The organism is Dolichospermum circinale AWQC131C, from assembly GCF_000426905.1.
Classification (GTDB): domain Bacteria; phylum Cyanobacteriota; class Cyanobacteriia; order Cyanobacteriales; family Nostocaceae; genus Dolichospermum; species Dolichospermum circinale.
Window position 1 is genome coordinate 66,485 of sequence record NZ_KE384612.1, and the last position, 21,032, is coordinate 87,516.

The 21,032-nt window shown below is 35.4% G+C and carries 16 protein-coding genes; 2 read left to right on the plus strand and 14 right to left on the minus strand.

Annotation, left to right across the window (positions count from 1 at the left end; genetic code table 11):
• The 8 genes from ACIR131C_RS26770 to ACIR131C_RS0111365 all read right to left on the minus strand — a co-directional run.
• On the minus strand, nucleotides 1-291 hold a 291-nt coding region (locus tag ACIR131C_RS26770; RefSeq protein WP_231395451.1), incomplete at its 3' end, for an NFACT family protein.
• A 53-nt stretch (nucleotides 292-344) separates the two neighbouring features.
• A complete protein-coding gene (locus ACIR131C_RS0111325; RefSeq protein ID WP_028090286.1) occupies nucleotides 345-2,846 on the minus strand; it encodes an HsdM family class I SAM-dependent methyltransferase in 2,502 nt (833 codons plus the stop codon).
• A gap of 426 nt (nucleotides 2,847-3,272) precedes the next feature.
• Entirely contained in the window at nucleotides 3,273-4,202 is a 930-nt protein-coding gene (locus tag ACIR131C_RS0111330; protein ID WP_028090287.1) for a hypothetical protein, read from the minus strand.
• Nucleotides 4,203-4,508: 306 nt separating this feature from the next.
• A complete protein-coding gene (locus ACIR131C_RS26775) occupies nucleotides 4,509-4,781 on the minus strand; it encodes a hypothetical protein (protein WP_071604956.1) in 273 nt (90 codons plus the stop codon).
• A 126-nt stretch (nucleotides 4,782-4,907) separates the two neighbouring features.
• A complete protein-coding gene (locus ACIR131C_RS0111335; protein WP_028090288.1) occupies nucleotides 4,908-6,176 on the minus strand; it encodes a glycosyltransferase family 4 protein in 1,269 nt (422 codons plus the stop codon).
• 1,037 nt (nucleotides 6,177-7,213) lie between these two features.
• On the minus strand, nucleotides 7,214-7,723 hold the full coding sequence (locus ACIR131C_RS0111355; RefSeq protein WP_028090289.1) for an RNA recognition motif domain-containing protein: 510 nt from the start codon (nucleotides 7,721-7,723) through the stop codon (nucleotides 7,214-7,216).
• A 458-nt stretch (nucleotides 7,724-8,181) separates the two neighbouring features.
• Nucleotides 8,182-10,323, minus strand: coding sequence for a M48 family metalloprotease (locus ACIR131C_RS0111360; RefSeq protein WP_028090290.1), 2,142 nt, complete (start codon nucleotides 10,321-10,323; stop codon nucleotides 8,182-8,184).
• 240 nt (nucleotides 10,324-10,563) lie between these two features.
• Nucleotides 10,564-12,192, minus strand: a complete 1,629-nt coding sequence (locus ACIR131C_RS0111365) for a peptide chain release factor 3 (protein WP_028090291.1) — start codon at nucleotides 12,190-12,192, stop codon at nucleotides 10,564-10,566.
• Nucleotides 12,193-12,656: 464 nt separating this feature from the next.
• Between ACIR131C_RS0111365 and ACIR131C_RS0111370 the strand changes: the two genes are divergently transcribed.
• Nucleotides 12,657-13,103, plus strand: a complete 447-nt coding sequence (locus tag ACIR131C_RS0111370) for a RidA family protein (RefSeq protein ID WP_231395452.1) — start codon at nucleotides 12,657-12,659, stop codon at nucleotides 13,101-13,103.
• A gap of 29 nt (nucleotides 13,104-13,132) precedes the next feature.
• Here the strand turns inward: ACIR131C_RS0111370 and ACIR131C_RS0111375 are convergent, their stop codons facing one another.
• Nucleotides 13,133-13,927 (minus strand): Uma2 family endonuclease, encoded by a 795-nt coding sequence (locus tag ACIR131C_RS0111375; RefSeq protein WP_028090293.1) that lies wholly within the window; start codon nucleotides 13,925-13,927, stop codon nucleotides 13,133-13,135.
• Nucleotides 13,928-14,091: 164 nt separating this feature from the next.
• Nucleotides 14,092-15,429, minus strand: a complete 1,338-nt coding sequence (locus tag ACIR131C_RS0111380; RefSeq protein ID WP_028090294.1) for a helix-turn-helix domain-containing protein — start codon at nucleotides 15,427-15,429, stop codon at nucleotides 14,092-14,094.
• A 198-nt stretch (nucleotides 15,430-15,627) separates the two neighbouring features.
• On the opposite strand from ACIR131C_RS0111380, the gene ACIR131C_RS0111385 reads away from it, so the two are divergent.
• Complete coding sequence (locus ACIR131C_RS0111385) at nucleotides 15,628-17,205, plus strand: DNA methyltransferase (RefSeq protein WP_028090295.1); 1,578 nt, start codon at nucleotides 15,628-15,630, stop codon at nucleotides 17,203-17,205.
• A 193-nt stretch (nucleotides 17,206-17,398) separates the two neighbouring features.
• On the opposite strand, the gene ACIR131C_RS0111390 is transcribed toward ACIR131C_RS0111385, so the two are convergent.
• The 4 genes from ACIR131C_RS0111390 to ACIR131C_RS0111405 form a co-directional block, all read right to left on the minus strand.
• Nucleotides 17,399-17,923, minus strand: a complete 525-nt coding sequence (locus tag ACIR131C_RS0111390; protein WP_028090296.1) for an NAD(P)H-quinone oxidoreductase subunit J — start codon at nucleotides 17,921-17,923, stop codon at nucleotides 17,399-17,401.
• A complete protein-coding gene (locus tag ACIR131C_RS0111395) occupies nucleotides 17,916-18,653 on the minus strand; it encodes an NADH dehydrogenase subunit K (protein WP_028082864.1) in 738 nt (245 codons plus the stop codon). The genes ACIR131C_RS0111390 and ACIR131C_RS0111395 overlap by 8 nt, the downstream gene beginning before the upstream one ends.
• The gene (gene ndhC, locus ACIR131C_RS0111400) at nucleotides 18,644-19,006 is read right to left on the minus strand and encodes a photosynthetic/respiratory NAD(P)H-quinone oxidoreductase subunit C (protein WP_028082863.1); all 363 of its coding nucleotides are present in this window, start codon (nucleotides 19,004-19,006) and stop codon (nucleotides 18,644-18,646) included. The genes ACIR131C_RS0111395 and ndhC overlap by 10 nt, the downstream gene beginning before the upstream one ends.
• A gap of 416 nt (nucleotides 19,007-19,422) precedes the next feature.
• Entirely contained in the window at nucleotides 19,423-20,985 is a 1,563-nt protein-coding gene (locus tag ACIR131C_RS0111405; protein WP_028090297.1) for a Dyp-type peroxidase, read from the minus strand.
• Nucleotides 20,986-21,032 lie beyond the last annotated feature (47 nt).

Sequence of the window (21,032 nt, forward strand, 5' to 3'; positions counted from 1 at the left end):
CCATGGAGAAATAGCCTCAATTGCCACTAAGGCCAACCCACCTAATTGATGTCTTAGCTGCTGACTAAATGTAAAAGTATCTGGATGTCGTGGTGGTGGTTCGCTAATACAAATATGAGCGGCTTGGGGATGCCAAGAAATATCTAACCAACCCCGATGTTTTAAGGTTCGTAAAGCAATAGCAATGGTAAAGCGATCGCGCTGATATACTTGTTCTGTGCGTGCAGGTAGCCATTTAGTGCGAATTTCGCTACAAGCAGCGGTTAAAGCTGTAAAATCAAGGGGTTGCAAAACAATTAATCTCTTTTATAATTTAGGTTGGTTAATTTTAAGAGCTAATTGTACTAATTATATAGATCATTCACCATTTTATCTAATTCTCTATAAATTGAACTAATATTTGTGATCGTATCACATATTTCTGTTTTTAACCGAGTGCATTCAGCAAATATTTTCTGAATATCTACATCTGTTTTAGGTATTTTACCTTCTTGGATTAAATTAGTCCAAGTTAAACCCCGTTTTTCATACTGTTGTAGATAAATTTGCAGGAATTGTAAAACAATTGTACTTTCCGAAAAGATTAATTCTTGACGACCATTAAAAATTTTATCATCTTTGATTTTAATTTTAGTGATTGGCTGATCACGTGATCCAATAATTTCAAATCTATGTGGTTCAGCGTTTAAAAAATTCCAACAAAGTAAATTGAGATTTTCAAAAACTTGTAAAAAATTAACCTCAACTATGGGTTTATTATCACTATAATCAAACTTAATTTTATGTCCTAATTGTGTTAATTCGTATAATTGCCAATTCGATGTGATTAAATTATTGACACCATTAATAAATGGTTGTTGTGCTGCTAAAGAAATATTTTTAATAGGAAATTCCTTTAAATCATCAGGATATATTCTACTCTTAGCTATTTGAGTTTCACTATTAACAGTCATAATATTTTCATCACGGTTATTCAATAGTAAAAAGCGTTTCCCAAAACTAGAAGCAAGAATAGCAGCAATATATCTTAAATCAAATTTTTTGGCCATTTCTAGTTTTTCTTCTGCATATTGATAAATTTGTAATTTTTTACCTTTTCCATCTCCCAGAAGTTTTTGACGTTTTTTAGAAAGTTCATACATTTGTCTTTTTTCTTTCTCTAAACGTTTAACTTTATAAACATCATCCCATCTGACACAAATTCTCACACTATCAGGAACATAAAACCCATCTCCTGCTATTATTCCTCGATCATAGGTAGGAAATGAAGTCATCCCAAACAGGATTTTAGGATAATTATATAATTCAGGAATTGTTGCTCTACGAATTTGTCCAGGAACTCTTTCCGTATCCCATTCCAAGTAACGAATATTATCAATTGCTAGTTCTCTAATAATATTTTCTCCATCAATATATTTTTTAGAATGAATCTTATCTAGTTGTGAACTTAAAAGAACATCTTTTTTAAATGCTCCTTTAACTTTTGTTTCATCAGCATTTAAAACCATTCCTACAGTGCAATAACAAATATCTTCTAAATAAGTAACGTCTGCAAAATTATCATTAACTACAAACTGTCTAAAAACCTTACCTTTATATTCATATTGATTCAAAGGATCAATTTCTTGAATTTCTGTAAATAACCCATTGTGGAGAAATCTTTTTACTTGATAATTATTTTCTGGAACAATATTTTCTAAAATAAAAATAGTATTGTTAACAACAGCATCAGAGAAAATTTTCACATTATTAAAAAAATCTACTTGTTTAATAGTCAGATTTTCAGCAATATATTCTCGGAGTAATTCCGCATAATTATTAGTTTGAATACCCCTAGAAACAATTAAGCCAATTTTACCTAAATCCTTAGTAGCTTGACAAGCAAGTTCCACAAATGGAACAAACAGATCCCATTTTTCATGAAGTGTGGTAAATCTTCCAGAATTTTCAATTTCTCGACGATAAATATCTGCTCCAGGTTCATCAGCTTTTACATAAGGAGGGTTGCCCACGACAAAATCAAAACCATCAATAAATTTACCCGTTTTAGTTTTAATTTGGGCAACAGTAGAAAGTTCTAAATCTAAAATAGGATTAAGTAAAGGAGTTCTAATTTCTTGTGATTTTGGTAATAACAAAGAATCCGTATTATATACATTAAATCTATCTATGGTACATTCTTGTAACTTACCTGCTTCCTTCGCTTGTTGGAGTAAATCAACCACTTGAATTAATAAATTAGTTTCAGCTAAATAACAAGCAAAAGGATTAATATCTAAACAAAATAAACAATCTTTCACTTGTTGAATAATCGCAGGAACATATTCCACAGGAATAGTATTAGTTTTCCGAGAACGATAGGAATTAATTAAACGACGTGCAGCATGAACTAAAAAACTACCAGAACCTCCTGCGGGGTCTAATAATTTTTGATCACGAATATCAGGATTATCGGATTTATACCCAATAGCATCTAAAATATATTCTACAACTTCTTTAGGTGTAAAATATCTACCTTGTTCATGTTTTCCTTCTTCTACATATCTACCATAAACCATCCCAATAATATCGCTATCAATTTCTTGTAAATTAAAGCGATTAAGAATATGTAAAACCTTAATTAAAGTATTAGAATTAATGCGATACCAATTAAATAAATCGGCACTATTGAAGAAATGAGCATAGATATTTTGAGCAGAACGGTATGACATTTCCAAAAGATAATCCATAGACATTCCTTGCGCTAGATCTAAATATCTTGGTTCAACTTCTTCCTTCCAATATTTAAACCCTCCATTGGAAAATTTACGATTAATTAATTTTTTATCTTCACAAATTCTTACCATTAAAAGACGAATGACATAAACATAAGCAGTTTGTCTAGCAAATTCAGTTTTTAATTTATCTTCATTTGCACCTTGTAAAATGGTTTTACTAACTAAATTACGCCAAGATATAAAATATTGATGGGTTTTAATTGCGGTATCATAAGTTAAATTTTGCTTTGCTTGCCAGTCTTTCCAATCAAATACAATTCTTTCATATTCTCGTAATAATTCAATTAATTTTGGATCAAGTTTAGTAATTTTCTTTTCTTCTGTGACTTTAATTCCTAGTTCTTGTTTTTTGGTTTCTGAAATCGTAGGAATTAAATCTAATTGTACTCCTTTTATACCTTCTATATTTTTAGGAGAATTTTGATTTTTCTGTGCTATTTTTTTAGCTTGAGCATTGATTAATTTATTTAAAAATATTTGTTCTAATTCTTGAATTTAACCTTGAGATTTATCGGCAAATTCCAGCAATTTTTCTACAATTTCGGAAAATTCCTCAACTTCTAATACTCCATAAGCTCGTAAATAATTTAAAATCTGATTTCTCAGACGATCTAAAATTTTAGTTGCTGTCTCTTGATAATTTTGTTCAGTTGCATGAATATTAGGCAAATATTTATTTTGACAATATTGATCATATTCTTCTAGTAATAATTGTAATTGATATAAAACATCTTCTTCTAACAGGAGAATTGCGGCTTTAATATCTAAAATTAGTAATTCATCAAAATTAGGAGTATTAACTTGAGATTTGGCATTATTTAACCATTCATTCTCTGGTTTACCAATATCTTGAATTAAACTTTCAATATCTTCAAAATTGAGTTTATTAAATCGTCTATATAAAGTTTTTAAATCTTGAATTTGGGCATTATTTAAACCCGTAATACCACCATTTTCATGATAAGTTTGAATAATTTTCTCAAGATCCAAATGTAAAACCGGACTGGGAGAATTAGGCTCAGAAATATCCCAACCTAATAATAATTTACCATTACAAAGTAATCCCAAATCATAACCGCGACTGGGTGCATAACTTATTAATTGTTGTAAAGGTTCAGATTTTTGAATATTATAGGCAGTATGTTTATCTTCTACTAAAAAACAGCGAATATTACCACTTGCTAATTTAATTTGAAAATCTGGACGACTGCTATCTTTGCCGTTGGTTGTGGTATTTTTAGCGATATCTCCTGAATCAAAACCTAAAGCAAGCAGCAATGGTAAAACTATTTTAGTATCAACAATATTATCTTCATCATTAGTTTGTGGTTCAGCAATATATTCTAAATAAGTTTTGCCTTCATAGAAGTTCTGATTATTGAAAATATTGAAAAATTCGCTTTGAAATTGATCTAATGTAGACACATCTAATTTCCCTTTTGATTTATTTTTAGCTAAAATAACTGATCACATAGCAATTCTAAATAATAAATATATATATTACACTATCTGCTGTATGTGCAAAAATTTCCTTTTCTTCTGCCTCTGCGACCTCCGCGCCTCTGCGTGAACTATAATAAAGGGGTTTTCAAAAGCAAATCTAAATAAATCGGTTTTAGAGGATGTTTGTCAAGATTAGCCATAAATGGCCATTTTCTTTTAAAACATCCTTTAACAAAAATCAGTTATCCGAGTATCAGCAGTTATGTATCTGTTGAAGCTGAATGCTGTTTATTGCCAGGGTGAGGGGATAGGTGTAGTAGAAATCACCTTTTCTGCCATTAACCTGACGGCGCTTCTGCCGCAATTTGGACATTCTACCTCTAAATACTGCGAAGATGATACGTCTACCTCACATAATATCCCTTGTTTGCAGTGCCAACACTCACAAATCACTCTGCAAACTGGTTGGTTACAGTCAAGAATCTTAACGTGCTGAAAATTTTGAGATTCGCTGTCTGGTTTCCTGGGTTTAGGGAATTTTTTGATTTCTTGAACTTCCATCATCTTACCATCTAACTGCAAGTATGTTTAGAGCTTTTGGAGCTTACTTAATCCTTTCCTATCTTACAACCATGCACCAATGATCTGGTCATTGGTGATTGGTAATTGGTAATTGGCCATTTTTGCCTATTTACCAGCTAATACAGGTTCTCTCACAGATTGCTGCAACAGTTGGGTATATAGTTTATCTAGCTGACTAGCTACACCATGCCAGCTAAATTTATCAATAACACGCTTTTTAGCCGCTTTTCCTAATTCTTGCTGCCATTGAGGATGACTGAGAATTTGATCAATAGCGTGATTAAAAGCAGGGACATTTTGCGGTGGTACTAATAAACCAGTTTCTTCATTAACTACGGTAAACTGAAGTCCACCGACATCACTAGCGACTACAGGTGTGCCACAGGCCATGGCCTCAATAGCTACCAGTCCAAAGGGTTCGTAGTGACTAGGAACTACACAAACATCCGCAGCGGCGTAATAAGATGGTAATATCTCTCGACTCAAACAGCCTGGCAGGGACGTACATTCGTCCATACCCAACTCGTTAACAATTCCTGCTATGCGATCGCGCTCCTTAGCATCAGCATTACCTGGTGTACAGCCACCACCAATAATCAATTGCAATTGTTTCGACTCATAGAACTTAGATTCCCTTACTGCCCGCACTAAGGTTTCTATGCCTTTCCGAGGGTCAAATCTACCTACATATAAAACCACTTTAGCTTCTGGATCAATTTCTAATCTGGTTCTTGCTGCTTCTCTTGTCACTGAACCAAACTGTTGAATATCTGTACCACAGGGAATAATATCAATTTCCCCTTTTTGGGAAACAAGCGATCGCATATGTTCCTGTTCTTGGGGACTGGTGGCAACAATTCTTTCTACTGTTTCTAATATTTCTTTTTCCACTAATAAACGTTGACTTGCTACCAGCGGAATATTTTCTATGGTCTTGTATTTGATCACTCCTAAGGAATGGTAGGTATGAACCTGTTTAATTCCCAGTCTTTTTTTCAATTCCATTCCTACCCAACCAGATAACCAATAGTTGGTATGAACCAAATCATAATTAATCCCGGCTTCTTTCTGGAATTTTATTAACTGATCTACAAATTCTGGTAAATACTGAAAACCATGATCTCTTGACACAAATTCTACAGGACCTGCTGTTAAGCGAATAGTCCGACAATTAGAACTATGTTCTACTATCGTTTCTTGATCAGCACTGACTCTCCTGCTAAACATATCCACCTGCCATCCTAGCTGTGCCAGGGCTTCACCCACTTGGCGGACATAAACATTTTGTCCTCCTGCCTCTTCTCTACCTATTTCAATGGCTGGATCACCGTGAACTGAAATTAAGGCGATGTGTTTTTTTGTGGTAGCTTTCATAGATTTGTGATTTTCCTAATTTTAACAAGATATAAGTGTCTTTTCAACTTGTGCTTATTAAATTGAAATCTGTGTTTTCTTGGCTAACTTTGAATAATTTATATTTATTCTATCTTGATTATTGCCAAAATATTGGTTAACCTCTCCCACATTCTATATTTATATTTAATACCTTCTATAGATAGAAATATCTATCTTTTTATATGGAAAAGCGAATATGATCTATCATGATAGACTAGTTAGTCCATGATAAAACCTATCTCAAGTCGCAACGTCACATCCTTTTAGATATTTCTATTTCATGATTTGCACGTTTCAAATAATTACAATAATGTCCATCAAACCAAATACAACAAAGTTAAATCCCTGAAAACATTACTTCAATTGCCATTATGTTCAAAAAGCACTAATTTAATTTAGCCAAGTGTGTTCACTTATACTATTATTATATTTCTATAAGTTTTGTTACGTTAGCTACAATTTTCGCAAAAAATTCCAAATTTTGTGTAATTATGCTCTCAAGTCTTAAAAAACCCCAAAAACTAAGCAGTGCAAATAACCTGATGTGGCTACCTACACTGCTTATGAAGGGGATTTGGGCTTTACCTGGAGACAAAATAAATTTCTACACGCTCAACTAGTCAGACTAATCACAGCACTTATGTATAATAACTCAAGTTGCTAGTTATCTAGTTGAGACTGGTAATGGGTAATTGGTAATGGGTAATGGGTAATTGGTAATGGGTAATTGGTAATAAAACCCCTGTTTTCATCCTGTTTATCCTTTAATCTTGGACATTCTGATGCTGAAAATGTGCCTAACTAGCAAGTTACGTTAATAAATAAATTGGGATGTATATAAATGCGTCTATTACTAATAATATAGTTTTTGTAAAAATATATATTGTAGAAGCAATTTATGAATTATAGCCACGCTAATATAACCATAACTTCCTTTTCAGACTAGCTTTCCAGGAAGTCGGTATGCCAAAAAGCTTTAAGAATAATTCTTAAAGCGTATTGATTAAACAAGCAATCTAGTTGGTAGCTTGTGCAGCCAACATTTCCTTCAGCTTTTCTAACTCCGCCGCCCAACGGGGATCTGGACGAATTGCTTCAGTTTCAACATTTGCAGCAGTCTCACGCGCACTGCCACCACCACCGCCACCGCGTCGGGATTTCTTGCTTTTCTCCCGACGGCCGCCTTCTTTATTGCTGCTAGGAACAGGGGCGCTAGTACCTTGAAGAACTGGTTTGGGGGTTTGTGGTTGTTCTTCACCACCTTCCTCACCTTTAGTTCTTGGTAAGGCCTTTTCTAACTTGATGGGTGTGTCTTTAAACAATTGACCATTATATTTTTCAATAATTTGATCTGCTTGTTCGTCATTATTCACCGTCAAAAAACCGAAGCCACGACATTTGCCTGTTTTCCGGTCTTTAATTAGTTTAGTGGTGACAGCATCGCCTTCTTCTGCAAAAACAGCTTGCAACTCTTGACGATCTATTTCTTCTTTGGGCAAATTTCCTATATATAGGCGAATTGACATGGACTATACCTCCAGATTGGGAATAAACAGATAAACAGAGCAAGACAAAAAAACAATCAATTGGCTTTGGCTTTTGAATAGATACTATGGACTAAAACCACCACAAACCAATTTTTTCAATCCCAACTATCAACTTATAGAATACAGTTTTTTGTTGTGATCAAGCTTATTTGGCACGAAGGCATAACTGCACTCGTGGGTTAATATCACCTTAATTTTTGGAATTGTAAATTTAATAGCCAACTATCCACCACAGTAAATTCATTCTTCTTAATTCTTGCCCGCAGAATAAAATACCATTACTTAACATTATCATGGTATTTCCTATGTAGCTAGTTCCGCAGAAACTTTTCCGCCAACAGCTAAAAGCCAATATTATGGTCTCATCGTAGCATGAAACACATTTTAATGGAAGAGGCAAGGAGGAAAAATTTTTACTAAAAATAACGGACAACGGACTAATGACCCACCAGCACAATATAAGCACCCCAGCCTTGAGCTAAAATAGCAATGGCCAGCATCCAAAGAGAATGAGGGCTATTGATTTTTTTGCCATCTTCAGTTTCTAGGCTTTGGATATCTATCCAGGGAGTTCCCTTGCGTCGTAACCAACCTCTAACAACAATCTGTTGACCAATTAGGTCTTGAGGGTGGAATGACTTTCCTAGCCCAGGAATATAATGTAATTTCATTAAACCTTGGCTGGATTGAAGCATTAGGTCTGCTGCTAGACAATTACCAATTCCAGGACGACCTAATAGTTTACCAGTAAACCGGACTTTAATGCTATCAATTGGTAAAATTGACGGATCTGCAAGTAGGTTGATGAGGTTTTCATCTTGCTGGAGATTAACATCTGTAATCTTGGGAAATAAAGCATTTATCTGTATCAGTGTGCCAATGCTAAAGCCAATTAACACAAAACCCAGAAGAAAATACCAGTCGTCATAGATCCACTTCAAGTTTAACAACTGCATAGCATAAGCTGTTTGCCAAAGTAACCAAGTTAGACCAGCCAATATAACACCCAGCAAAATTCCCAACCAAGGGGCAATTTGTAATAGAAAAGATTGGTGACCTATTAGAATCGGCTGTTGTGGCTTTATTTGGTATAATTCTGTGTTCAAATGCCAATGTTGAGCTATTTGACAAAGACGTTTAATGCGATCGCCCATTAAGGGATGACTACTATTAATTGTCAACCATTGGCGATAGGGATGAAAGTTTTCCCACTGGAAAAATGATTCAAAGGGTAGATGACCAGCTATACTACCTAAGACTATGCTATGTTGATATGCAACAGGAGCAAGAAGATTCAGGCTTTGTAATTGCCAATTGGAATGTTCTTTGAGGTTGATATCATGAGCCACACCAATGGAAATTTTCAGTAAAGCCCGAATGAGTCCATTGGGATTACCAGTGATTTCCGCAGCTTGACGATCGCTATGATAAAGCCTTAATCGAGAATTTAGCAAGGCTGTACCAGTTAGAAGAAACCAAATTCCGTAAGTAATAGCCCCTAAAACTGGGGCTGGCCAACGCCAAATTTTACTTAGCCAAATTTTACTTTGATGTTGATTTGCCGAAAGTGATATTTGCTGATATAATCCATAAAATGGTATGGTAACTAACAGAATTAGGGACATTACCACAAAATCCCAACGCCCAATTTGCCCTAAATTCAAAGCATAGATGGCTGCTATTTCATCATTAGCCAATTGTTCTAATAAACCTTGACTAACAGTTATTCTCGCTGTACGGGGTAGATTACCATAACTAATGATTATGGGGGCAGAAATTGGTAAGATCCTCAGTTGGGGACAAGGCCAGCGTCGCTGTTGACAAGTACGTTGTAATACCCTCAGTGTCTCCCGACTGTAGGAATTTAATTTCTCCTTGGATAACTCTTTCTGAGCTAAAAATTTTCCTAGTAACCAGTCGAGTAACCAAGGGGATAATACCATTAAGATCACGAATAATCCCAGAATCAAGGAACTAGGATCATGATATAAAACCTGGGGAGGCTGTAAGTATGGCAATTTATATAGAATTTGGGCAATTAAAGCCAATACTAGTTTAAACATTTCTTTGCACATCCAAAATAGTGCTATAAATGTCAAACAAGCAATTAATCGTGAGTAAATGACATTAGGCTTAGGTAGAGGTTGCCATACTTTAGCTCGTCTAGCCTGCCGCCAATAAATGCTAACTGGTTTGATATTGTTATGGTTATCAGCACCAACATAACTATTTTGCGGCTGTTGTCGGGAAGGATTTACACTGGAAACAGGTATATTATTCGTTGATGAAGATTTTTGCCTCCGTTTTTTGCTTTCATATAAGTGTTCAAGAGCGCGTATAGACCACTGTTGCACTTGGGGGTGGTTACTGGAAATCAAATTTTGGCACAGAGCGATCGCTTTAGAGACCTCACCTGTGCGAGCATAGGACATAACTAACCCAACTTGTGCCTGTAAATAAATCCTGTCTTGTTTTTGAACTTTGGCCAGTGGTTCAAGATTAGCTATTGCTGTGTGGTAATTTCCCTGCTTAAGGGCAGCTAAACCAGCCTGTAAACATGATTCAGCGTGAGAAGGCATAGAAAATTTGGTACTCCAATCTGTTTTAGGTGACAAAAGCACGCTTATTGAGATACCCTGGTAATTAAAAATACAAAATTTTGAAGATGGTAATGGGTAATGGGTAATTGGTAATGGGTAATGGGTAATGGGTAATTGGTAATTGGTAAAACGAAAAGTAAAGTTACCCAAAACCTGTTCCCTGTTCCCTGTTCCCTGTTCCCTTGTTATAACGACAATTTTTAACCCCAACCTGCTTATCTAGGTTTCAATTGTTTGTTGATGAGAAAAAACAGGAGCAATAGCAGTTAATTTTAACTCTGGATGATCACCCTCTAACTGTTGACAATTCCATTCGTTGCGGAATAATAATACTGGTCGTCCCATACTATCTTTAACAGTTGTAGTATTGAACAAACGTCCCACCTGCTTTAAAGCTTCCCAACCACCTTCAACCCAACGCGCAACACTGTAGGGTAATAAATCCAAAATAGTTTCTACACCATACTCATTTTGTAAGCGGAACTGTACCACTTCAAATTGCAACTGACCAACAGCCGCTAAAATCGGTTCACGCTTGGCTTCATCAACTGAATACATAATTTGTACAGCACCTTCTTCTCGCAATTCGGAAACACCTTTTTGAAACTGCTTAAATTTAGAAGGGTTGGGGTTTCTCAATGTAGCAAACAATTCCGGCGAGAAATAAGGGATTCCCTCATATTCTAGCTTTTGACCTGTGTAAATTGTATCACCAATCGCAAAAACACCTGGATTGTTTAAACCAATTACATCCCCCGGATAAGCAACGTCAATAGATTCCCTTTCTTGGGCAAACAATTTTTGGGGACGGGATAAACGGACAACTTTGCCAGTTCGGGCATGATTTACTGTCATATCTTTTTCAAACTTACCTGTACAGACCCGGACAAAAGCCACTCTGTCTCTGTGTTTTGGGTCCATGTTGGCTTGCAGTTTGAAAATAAATCCGGTAAATTCTGGATAAGTAGGAGGAATATCCCCAACGCTGCTGCTGTGTGTTCCTGGTTTGAGAGCAAAGTTAAGAAAATTCCTCAGAAATAATTCTACCCCAAAATTGGTCATAGCACTACCAAAAAATACGGGGGTCATTTTGCCAGCGTGTACCAAGTCTAAATCTAGTTCTGGACAAACTCCTTCTAAGAGTTCTAATTCATCTTTAAGTTGGTGGTAAAGTTCTTTTTCTAATAATGCCTCAATTTTACTATCGCCTATATCTATGATAGTTTGCTTTGCTTCCCGACTACCGTGGGCGCTACGTTCAAATAAATGAATTTGCTGTTGTTGACGGTCAAAAACTCCTTTAAAGCGATCGCCCATACCAATAGGCCAATTTACTGCATAGGTCTGTAATCCCAATTCCTTCTCAATCTCATCTAATAATTCTATCGGTTCTCTGCCCGGACGATCAAGTTTATTCACAAAAGTAAAAATCGGGATGCCTCGCAGTTTACACACTTCAAACAGTTTCCGCGTTTGTGGTTCTAAACCCTTTGCCGCATCTATCAGCATGACTGCATTATCAGCCGCTGCTAAAGTTCGATAAGTATCTTCACTAAAATCTTGGTGTCCAGGAGTATCAAGTAAATTAATTTGACAATTAGAATAGGCAAATTGTAATACCGTTGAAGTTACGGAAATACCGCGTTGTTGTTCCATTGCCATCCAGTCAGAAGTCACTTTCCGCTGGTCTCTTCGCGCTTTTACCGCCCCTGCTTCATGAATCGCACCTCCGTATAATAATAGTTTTTCAGTTAAAGTAGTTTTACCAGCATCAGGGTGAGAAATAATCGCAAAGTTGCGACGTTGTTCCACCGCTTGACCTAGTTCTGCTTGTAGTTCAATGGACATATATGTAATTTCTTTCTCACTTCACTAAATTTAGTCTTTTTCAGGACTAGGAATCAAAATTGTCAATAGTTGGGTTGACACACTTATCCAGGACCCAGGTAAGCTGTTGAGCATTTAATGATCATTTAAATTGTATAACCTAAAATCAGTCTAACTCTTGTGGGGTGAACATCCCTGTGCATCCTAATGTATAAATAATGTATAAATTAGGTGCATTTTAGCTTACTTGACAAATACCGGACTTTTCTCTATTATATATTTATAGTAGGAATCTGTGCGCCCATATATATTAAACATTTACTAAACATCTATTAAACATATCCATAAATACATCTGAATAATTTGCGTTTTGATCACGATAGGTCGTTGATCATTTTTTTATACTATATTTTATACTATTTGTGATCTTATTCCCTGCTGGCATCTTCAGAAAAATACTGACCTCACAGGTGCGATAATGTCAAATGGGTAAGTCAGAAACACTTTTAATTAAAAAGCCAAAAGAGATAGATATTATGACTCGTGAAGTAATTCGTACTGATAAAGCACCTGCACCTGTTGGACCATATAATCAAGCAATTCTCGCTTCTGGACAAATGTTGTTTGTGGCTGGACAAATTGCTATAGATCCTAGTTTAGGTGATGTTGTTTATACGGAAGATGTAGTTAAGCAAACGGAACAGGTAATGAGCAATATTGAGGCTATTTTGACACAAGCAGGAGCTACATTTGCAGATGTGGTCAAAACTGGTGTATTTTTAGCTGATATGAATGATTTTGCTGCTGTAAATGCGGTTTATGCAAAATATTTTTCTGAGGATACAGCCCCAGCGCGTGCTTGTGTAGAAGTGTCGCGTTTACCTAAAAATGTGCTGGTAGAAATTGATTGTATTGCAGTAATTGGTGGTTAATTATATGGTGGGTAATACCCACCCTACTTTTAATTTTCTGGTTCGATACCTAATGCTTTTAATTGGGCCGCTAGTTTGTCCGCACGTTGTTTTTCTTGTTCAGCACGTTGTTTTTCTTGTTCAGCACGTTGTTTTTCTTGTTCAGCACGTTGTTTTTCTTGTTCAATTTCTTGTTGTTTTTGTCCTACTAATTCTGAACTCCACAACAATAAATTTCCCTGTTCGTCCCACAACCTTAACCATTTACCAGTTAAGTTTTCTTTTGTACCTTCCCATATACCAAGATAAAGATTCATTTCCTCTATCCAGTAACGTTGGTTTTCATGAGGAGTCTGCAAAGTGTACAAACCTGTATTAGAGTTTAACTTATAAAACTCTAAACTACCGCTATCTGGTTCAAAAATAGCATAATTTGGGACTTTTAAGATCTTTTCATAAAAAAACCATTTTCCAGGTGGATAAGTTGGTTTACTGGAATATTCTGTTCCGTCTGTATCAGAAATAAATTCCATAACAATAACCGGAATATCTCCCTGTAGTTGGGGTGTATAACTACGAAAGACCTCTTTTTTAGTTACCCGAATTTCCGGTATATAAGCCCAATCAGGGGCTTTAACGACAATTTTGCCATTTACAGTGGCGCAGATGGCGTAGTTGGTCGGTGTGAGACAATTAAGGGGAAGTTTACCGGCTAGTTCGAGGCTTTCTGTCAGCGCTGTGGCTTGGGCTGGTTGGTAGATATTGTCCACTGGATCATCTGGGAGAATATAATCATCGGGTAGTTTTTCCCAAGTGATTTGGTAGGCTTGGGTAGCAATGATCATCATGGGGTTTTCCTGTATTCAGGTTGTAAATTCTAGTTTAACCAATTTTAGAAATCCCGTCTACACAGACAAAACCGACCTTACAGTTATAGGACTTACGCAAGTGTCACACCAAAAATCTGTTGTAGGGTGCTTTACTACTGCATAAATCCTGAGTTAATTTCTTAATGATAAACTCTCAGGTATTCTTTAAATATGGGGAATATAGTAAATAATTTTTCATCATTTTCTAACTTGGTTAATAAAAATCTTCTTGTTAATGATTGTAACCCGTTTATTATATCTATTGATGACAATGATAAGCACTTTTTTATCTCCTCTCTAGATATGGGTTGATGATTTTGACTGATTTTTAATAATATCTCTTTTTCAATATCAGATAATCTCAACCATATTGAATCAAACTCGGTTTTAAAGTCCGCTGTTAAAATTAAAATATTTTCTTTGAGAAATTCTGAGACTTCACCCTGAAATACATCTTTAATCAAGATACTAATATACTGTAAATATTTAGGATGACTTTCATATAGTTTAATCAATTCTAACCAATTTTCCTGATTTTTTAAGCCTGTATTTTGTAAAATATCTGCATGATTTAACCCTGATAATTCTAGGGAGTGAATTGGGTAAATTTCCTGGTCTAAGGATATCATTTCTTGACATTTTTCCTGACTAATGAGAATTAAACAGCTTTGATGTTCAATTTCTGTGATCATTTGCAAAAAGATTTGATAGTCTTGATATTCAGGTTTATATTTTCCAGCAAATTGACGATTCATAAAAATATTTTCTAAATCATCTAAAATAATTAAACATTTCTGATTTATAAATATATCAAATAACTGTTTTAATTTATCATCTATAGGTTGTTTAGCTTGCTGTTGACAAACATTTAATAAATCATCAATGAGTAAATTTAGGGATTTAGGAAATTTTAAAGTTCTCCAAATAATGACCGCAAATTTATCTAAGTTTAAATCAACAAATCTTTTGACAAGGCTAGTTTTACCAATTCCAGGTAATCCTAATATGGAGATTAAATGAGTATTTTGATTGATAATAAACTTAAATATCAATTCTAATTCTTTTTCTCGTCCATAAAAACGAGTAATTTTAGGAGATACGGTTAAATCATGGTAATAAGATTTAGATTGTTTTGTATTATGATCTTCTGGATAATGATTTGATTTTTGAAGATGAGAATAACAATTAATATTATTATTTCCAAAGCTAACAATTTTAGAGTTTATAACTCTTTCTATAGTCCAACAAAAGTTGGATTTATTAACCTCTTGACCTAAACCGTCCGATAACATTTTAAATAACTTCCTACTCTCGTCACCAATATAACCCTCATCATAATCATAAATACTGGCAATTTGTCTATAGGTTTTACCATTAAATAGTTCCTCAATAATCTTTTTTTGTAAATCATCTAAATGTTTATCAGTCTGTGTAAATACTAGGTGATCAACAAATTGTAAAATTTCTGTAACATTCATAAAACCGAGCTTAGGTAATATTTTTAGCCATTATAACTCAATTTGTTGGCAATTTATCAGGTATTTTCAGGTATTTTCTTAATATTCTGTAACAAAACATCAGGTAATATCAAGCATTTTCTGAGATGACAAAAAAGTCATTGAGTATAAAACTGATTAATCAGGGGTAATTGAAGCAAAAACAACTGTGTAAAAACAATGGTTAACCAACTTTATTATGGGGACAATTTAGAAGTTTTAAGACGTTACATAAAAGATGAGTCTGTGGACTTATGTTATATTGATCCTCCTTTTAATTCTAAACGAAATTACAATCAAATTTATAATAATATCGGTGCAGAAGATAAAGCACAAGCGCAAGCATTTATTGACACTTGGGAATGGGATGATCACGCTATTCATGGAATAAATGAAATCCTCATTAATTATCATGGTTTATTTACTCAACAATGTATTGCTTTAATTACAGGTTTAAGTAATGTTTTAGGAAAAGGAAGTTTACTAGCTTATTTAGTGAGTATGACTTTAAGGATAACAGAAATTCATCGCGTTTTGAAACCTACGGGAAGTTTTTATTTACATTGTGATCCTACTGCGAGTCATTATTTAAAATTAGTTTTAGATGCTGTCTTTTGTTCTCATGGAGGGGAATATCGTAATGAAATTAGATGGAAACGTCAACCTGTTAGAGGTGCAAAAGCAATAGGCTATCAATTTGCAAGAAACTCTGATAGTATTTTATTTTATACAAAATCTAATATAGCAACCTGGAACAATCCATACAAACCATATGATGAACTATTTATAAAAACCAAATTTCGTATTGATGCAAATGGAAGAATGTTTAGAGATTGTGACTTAGGAACTTATTCAGAAAAAAGTATTCAAAAATTTGAAGAAGAAGGAAGAATATATATTACAAAAAATGGCAAAAAAAGACTGATTAGATATTTAGATGAAGAAAAGGGAGAATCTATTGGAGATTTATGGGTTGATATTGCAGAAATTAATTCGCAAGCAAAAGAACGTTTAGGATACCCAACACAGAAACCAGAATCATTATTAGAAAGAATAATTAAAGCCAGTTCTAAGGAAAATGATATAGTATTAGATGCCTATTGTGGATGTGGTACAACCGTAGCAGTGTGCCAAAAATTAGATAGACAATGGATAGGAATTGATATTACCTATCAAAGCATTAGCTTAATATTAAAAAGATTAGAAGATAGTTTTCCAGGAGTCTTAAAAACCATTAAACTTCATGGTATTCCTAAAGATATAGAAAGTGCAAGAGCATTAGCAAATAAAACAGATGATCGCACTCGTAAAGAATTTGAAAAATGGGCAATATTAACTTATACTAATAATAAAGCAGTCATTAACGCTAAAAAAGGTGCAGATAAAGGTATAGATGGAATTGTTTATTTTCAAGGTGATAAAAATGACCCAGAAAAGATAATTTTTCAAGTTAAATCTGGTAAAGTTAAATCGGGAGATATCCGAGATTTACTAGGAACAATGACCCTAGAAAGTGCTAGTCTAGCCATATTTATCACCCTGGAAGAACCTACTAAAGATATGCTAAAAACCGCAAAATCTGCTGGTTTTTATCAGAGTAAATACATGAGTCATAGTTGCGACAAAATCCAAATCGTCACCATTAAAGAGATAATTGAAGATCAACAAAGATTAAATATTCGTTTAAGTTATGAAGTTCTCAAAAGTGCGGAAAAACAAAAAGAAGTCAGAGTGAATCAAATAGAGTTAGATTTTTAATAAATTTTGTTTAATAAACTTTAAGTAGGTTGGGTTGAGGTAACGAAACCCAACATTTATGATTAAAATACCCAACATTTATGATTTTTATCTTGCGTTTATGATCAAAATTGTTCCATAAAAGATTTAAAAACCCCCTCCAGGAATGGAAAGGGGTTAATTGTTACTACTGAAAACTCAATTCCAGCAATGCTTAATAAGCGTCCTGTAACTCGTAAAAATCAGGAGAAATGTAATCTTTCCGCAAAGGCCAACCTACCCAATCTTCTGGCATCAAAATCCGCTTTAAGTTAGGATGACCTTCATAGATGATACCATACATATCATAGCTTTCCCGTTCTTGCCAGTCCGCTGTTTTCCAAATCCAGTAAACTGAAGGTACAACAGGATTTTCCCTCGGTAAAAACACTTTTACCCTGATTTCTTCAGGACGGTCAGCATTATCGCTAACTTTCAGTAAATGATAAACACTTACTAAGTCTTCTCCCGCTCCCAAGTCAATACCCCCCTGAAACTGGAGATAATTAAACCCATAAGCATACAAAGCTGTAGAAATGGGTAGTAGAAAACTTGCAGGGACTTTAATGATCTCTACTCCGTTAGCATCAAGTTCTAAAAACTCATGGAAAAAGCCATTTTCCGTCAACCATTGGGACACTTTACCGGCTTTGACTAGAGACGCTTCTGCTACGGGAACTGGTTTAGATTCTTCAGCCACGCGCTTGTTCCTCCTTCTGGGTCTTTGCTGTCAACAAAGCTGGGGGTACAGCCATACCAATTGCTTCTGTCAATTCTTTGGGAGGATTGAAACGGGTTTCTGACTGCATATACTTACCAGTTAAGATCTCGGGAACTGGCTTCAGATTATGAGTTGTACTGTAGTAACGGTGAACTTGCTTGATGTTATCCCGTTCTTGCATAGAATCGTTAGCAATTTTTTTCCGCAGTTTAATAATTGCGTCAATAATCGCTTCAGGACGAGGCGGACAACCAGGTAAATATACATCTACGGGGATTAGCTTATCCACTCCGCGTACTGCTGTGGGTGAGTCAACGCTAAACATCCCTCCAGTGATTGTACAAGCACCCATGGCAATTACATACTTAGGTTCGGGCATTTGTTCATAAAGACGCACTAATTGGGGTGCCATCTTCATGGTAATTGTTCCCGCAGTGATGAGTAAATCGGCTTGGCGGGGGCTGCAACGAGGAATTAACCCAAAACGGTCAAAATCAAAACGAGAGCCGATTAAAGCCGCAAATTCGATGAAGCAGCAAGCTGTACCGAATAGTAAAGGCCACAAACTAGAAAGCCGCGCCCAGTTGTAAAGGTCATCAACGGTAGTTAAAATGACGTTTTCTGACAGTTCATGGGTGACTGTAGGGCGTTGAATGGGGTTGATGATTTGCTCTTTGTCTGGGGTGGTAATATTAGAATTTACGACCATTCTAAAGCTCCTTTACGCCATGCGTAAACTAAGGCGATGATGAGTATCGAAATAAAGATTAGGGCTTCGATAAATGCCAATAAACCCAGGCGGTTAAAAGCAACTGCCCAAGGATACAAAAATACTGTTTCTACGTCAAAAACAACGAAGACCAGGGCGAACATATAGTAGCGAATGTTGAACTGAATCCAAGCACCGCCAATGGGTTCTAGTCCGCATTCGTAAGTAGTCCGTTTTTCTAGACTTGTACTAACGGGTCTCAGGATTTTTGAGGCTGACAGTGCTAGAACTGGAACTAGGCTACACAAGATGAAAAAGCCTAGAAGATACTCGTAACCGCTAAGAACAAACACAATGGGTTTCTACCGCTAATGGTGTAAGGGGATAAGCTATCAGTTATCAGATTTATAGTTTTGATAAGTTTTTCCTGATACCTAATAACTGTTGACTGCAATAATGGATAATGTTCTTTTACATTATATCTTTTGGGGCTTTCTGAAATATGGTAGACAGAAGGGTTTCTATTAAAATAGTCAAATCAATAGTTATATAAGATATATACTTGTATTCTCTTAAACACTAGGGTTTATTTTAATTTATAAATTTACTTCTTGTATGTGCTGTACCTTGGACATCTCCCGTCAAGATTGTAGAAAAGTCTAAGTTTGGTTTTCATAAACTACATCGGAGATTTATATCCCCGACGTAGTTTAACGGAGTATGGACGTTCAATAAGTCACTGGTGAACCTTCTAGCTTACTTAGTAAGATTAGCTAGGTATTATATTTTTAAGAGAACTAATGCTAGGCGCGAAGAAGTATTCACCACCTTTAAAATGAACCCAAAGATTAAAGTTAGAGATAGTCTGTGTTGTTTCGCTGCCCCATGCTATTGGATATTCTTGTGTTCTGTTAGCTTCATTAGCCCGACCATCACCAGGTTGGGTTTGACCTATAATAGGATCTACTCCCACATTCACCTGAACAAAGTTATTGGCATTAGCCCAAGCTGATTGCATAAAATTAAATTGATTGGAGATATCAGCTTGAAAGCATAGGAAAAATAATCCTGAACCGATGATTGGTGGGTCAAAACCTTTTTGCCCCCATTTCTTCCCATCCGGTAATGATTGATAATCTACTCCATAACTAACTGCACGACGAGCAATTCTATGGTTTCTCTCTTTTTCTAAAGCCTCCTCATGTGTGTCTCCAGATGAATCTACTCTTCCTGTATCTCCTCTAGGATTAGTTTTGCGTACGTGAGTATGAAATGGACATTTCAATCCCTGTGTATCGTTGTCATAATTGAAATCGTCAAACTCACCTGCTTTAGTATCATCTGGTAACTCTGTCCGTCTTAATTCCGAACCTTTCATTGTTAATGGTGTTCCATCTCGAAAACGTCCCATCATTAATGCTGCACCTAATTCGACATCGCCTTTTATTTGTAGGCCAGATTCTAATGGGAGTCCTGATTCTTTGTCCTTTGCAAGGTCAGCGAGGTACTCTTCAGTGTCAATAAATGCTTTGACATCTTGTTCGAGTTTTCGACACACTAGATAACTACCATAACTATCTTGGCATTTACCATTAGGGTCTTTAACCAAAACTAGACTAAGAGGAGCGCGAGAATCCCATTTACTCCCCTCCCATTTCTTATTAAAAGTCTTGCTTTTAGCTCTTTCGATATCTCTTTTGAGAAATAGAGGTTGACTAATACCATCAACGAAACCAAAGTGTTCAATATGCTCACCTTGTTCATTTTTGAGGATGAAGCCATCTTCTCTATGAACAACTTGAGCTAGACGATAGAGTTCTCTGGTGATTTGATTAACTGTTTGCAAAAGGCTAACTACATTATCATCAGCAATCAGCAATAAGGCATGAATTTCTTCTTGTAATCCTGGATCCCATTTTTCAACTACTGGATCACCTAACAGTTTTCTGATTGTATCGTTTTTCATGCCAAACCGAAAAGGTTGATCACCTGGAATTTGAAAGGGTTTATATTCTAAATACTCATAACCTTTACGGGTGAGAAAGAAATTCACAAATGGATCACCTGCAATTTTTTTGTCTCTGTACAATTTCGCTTCGTCTGCTTGTTTCTGAGCAGATGTTATTTTTGCGGCAAATTTGCTAATCCATTTTTTTAATTCTTGGACTTGACCAGGTTTGAATTGCAAAAATAAATGTACGCTACTATCTCTTCCATGTCCTCTGAGAATATTCCCTTGTAAATCCTTGAGCAAATCTGCATATTCACCAGGATGTTCAGGGTCAATACCGTTTTCGGGAAGTGTTTTTAAATCTTCTTCTGTTAGTGCCATTGTTGGGAACTCCTATTTTTTAGTTTGTTGATACACTGTTGCTATAT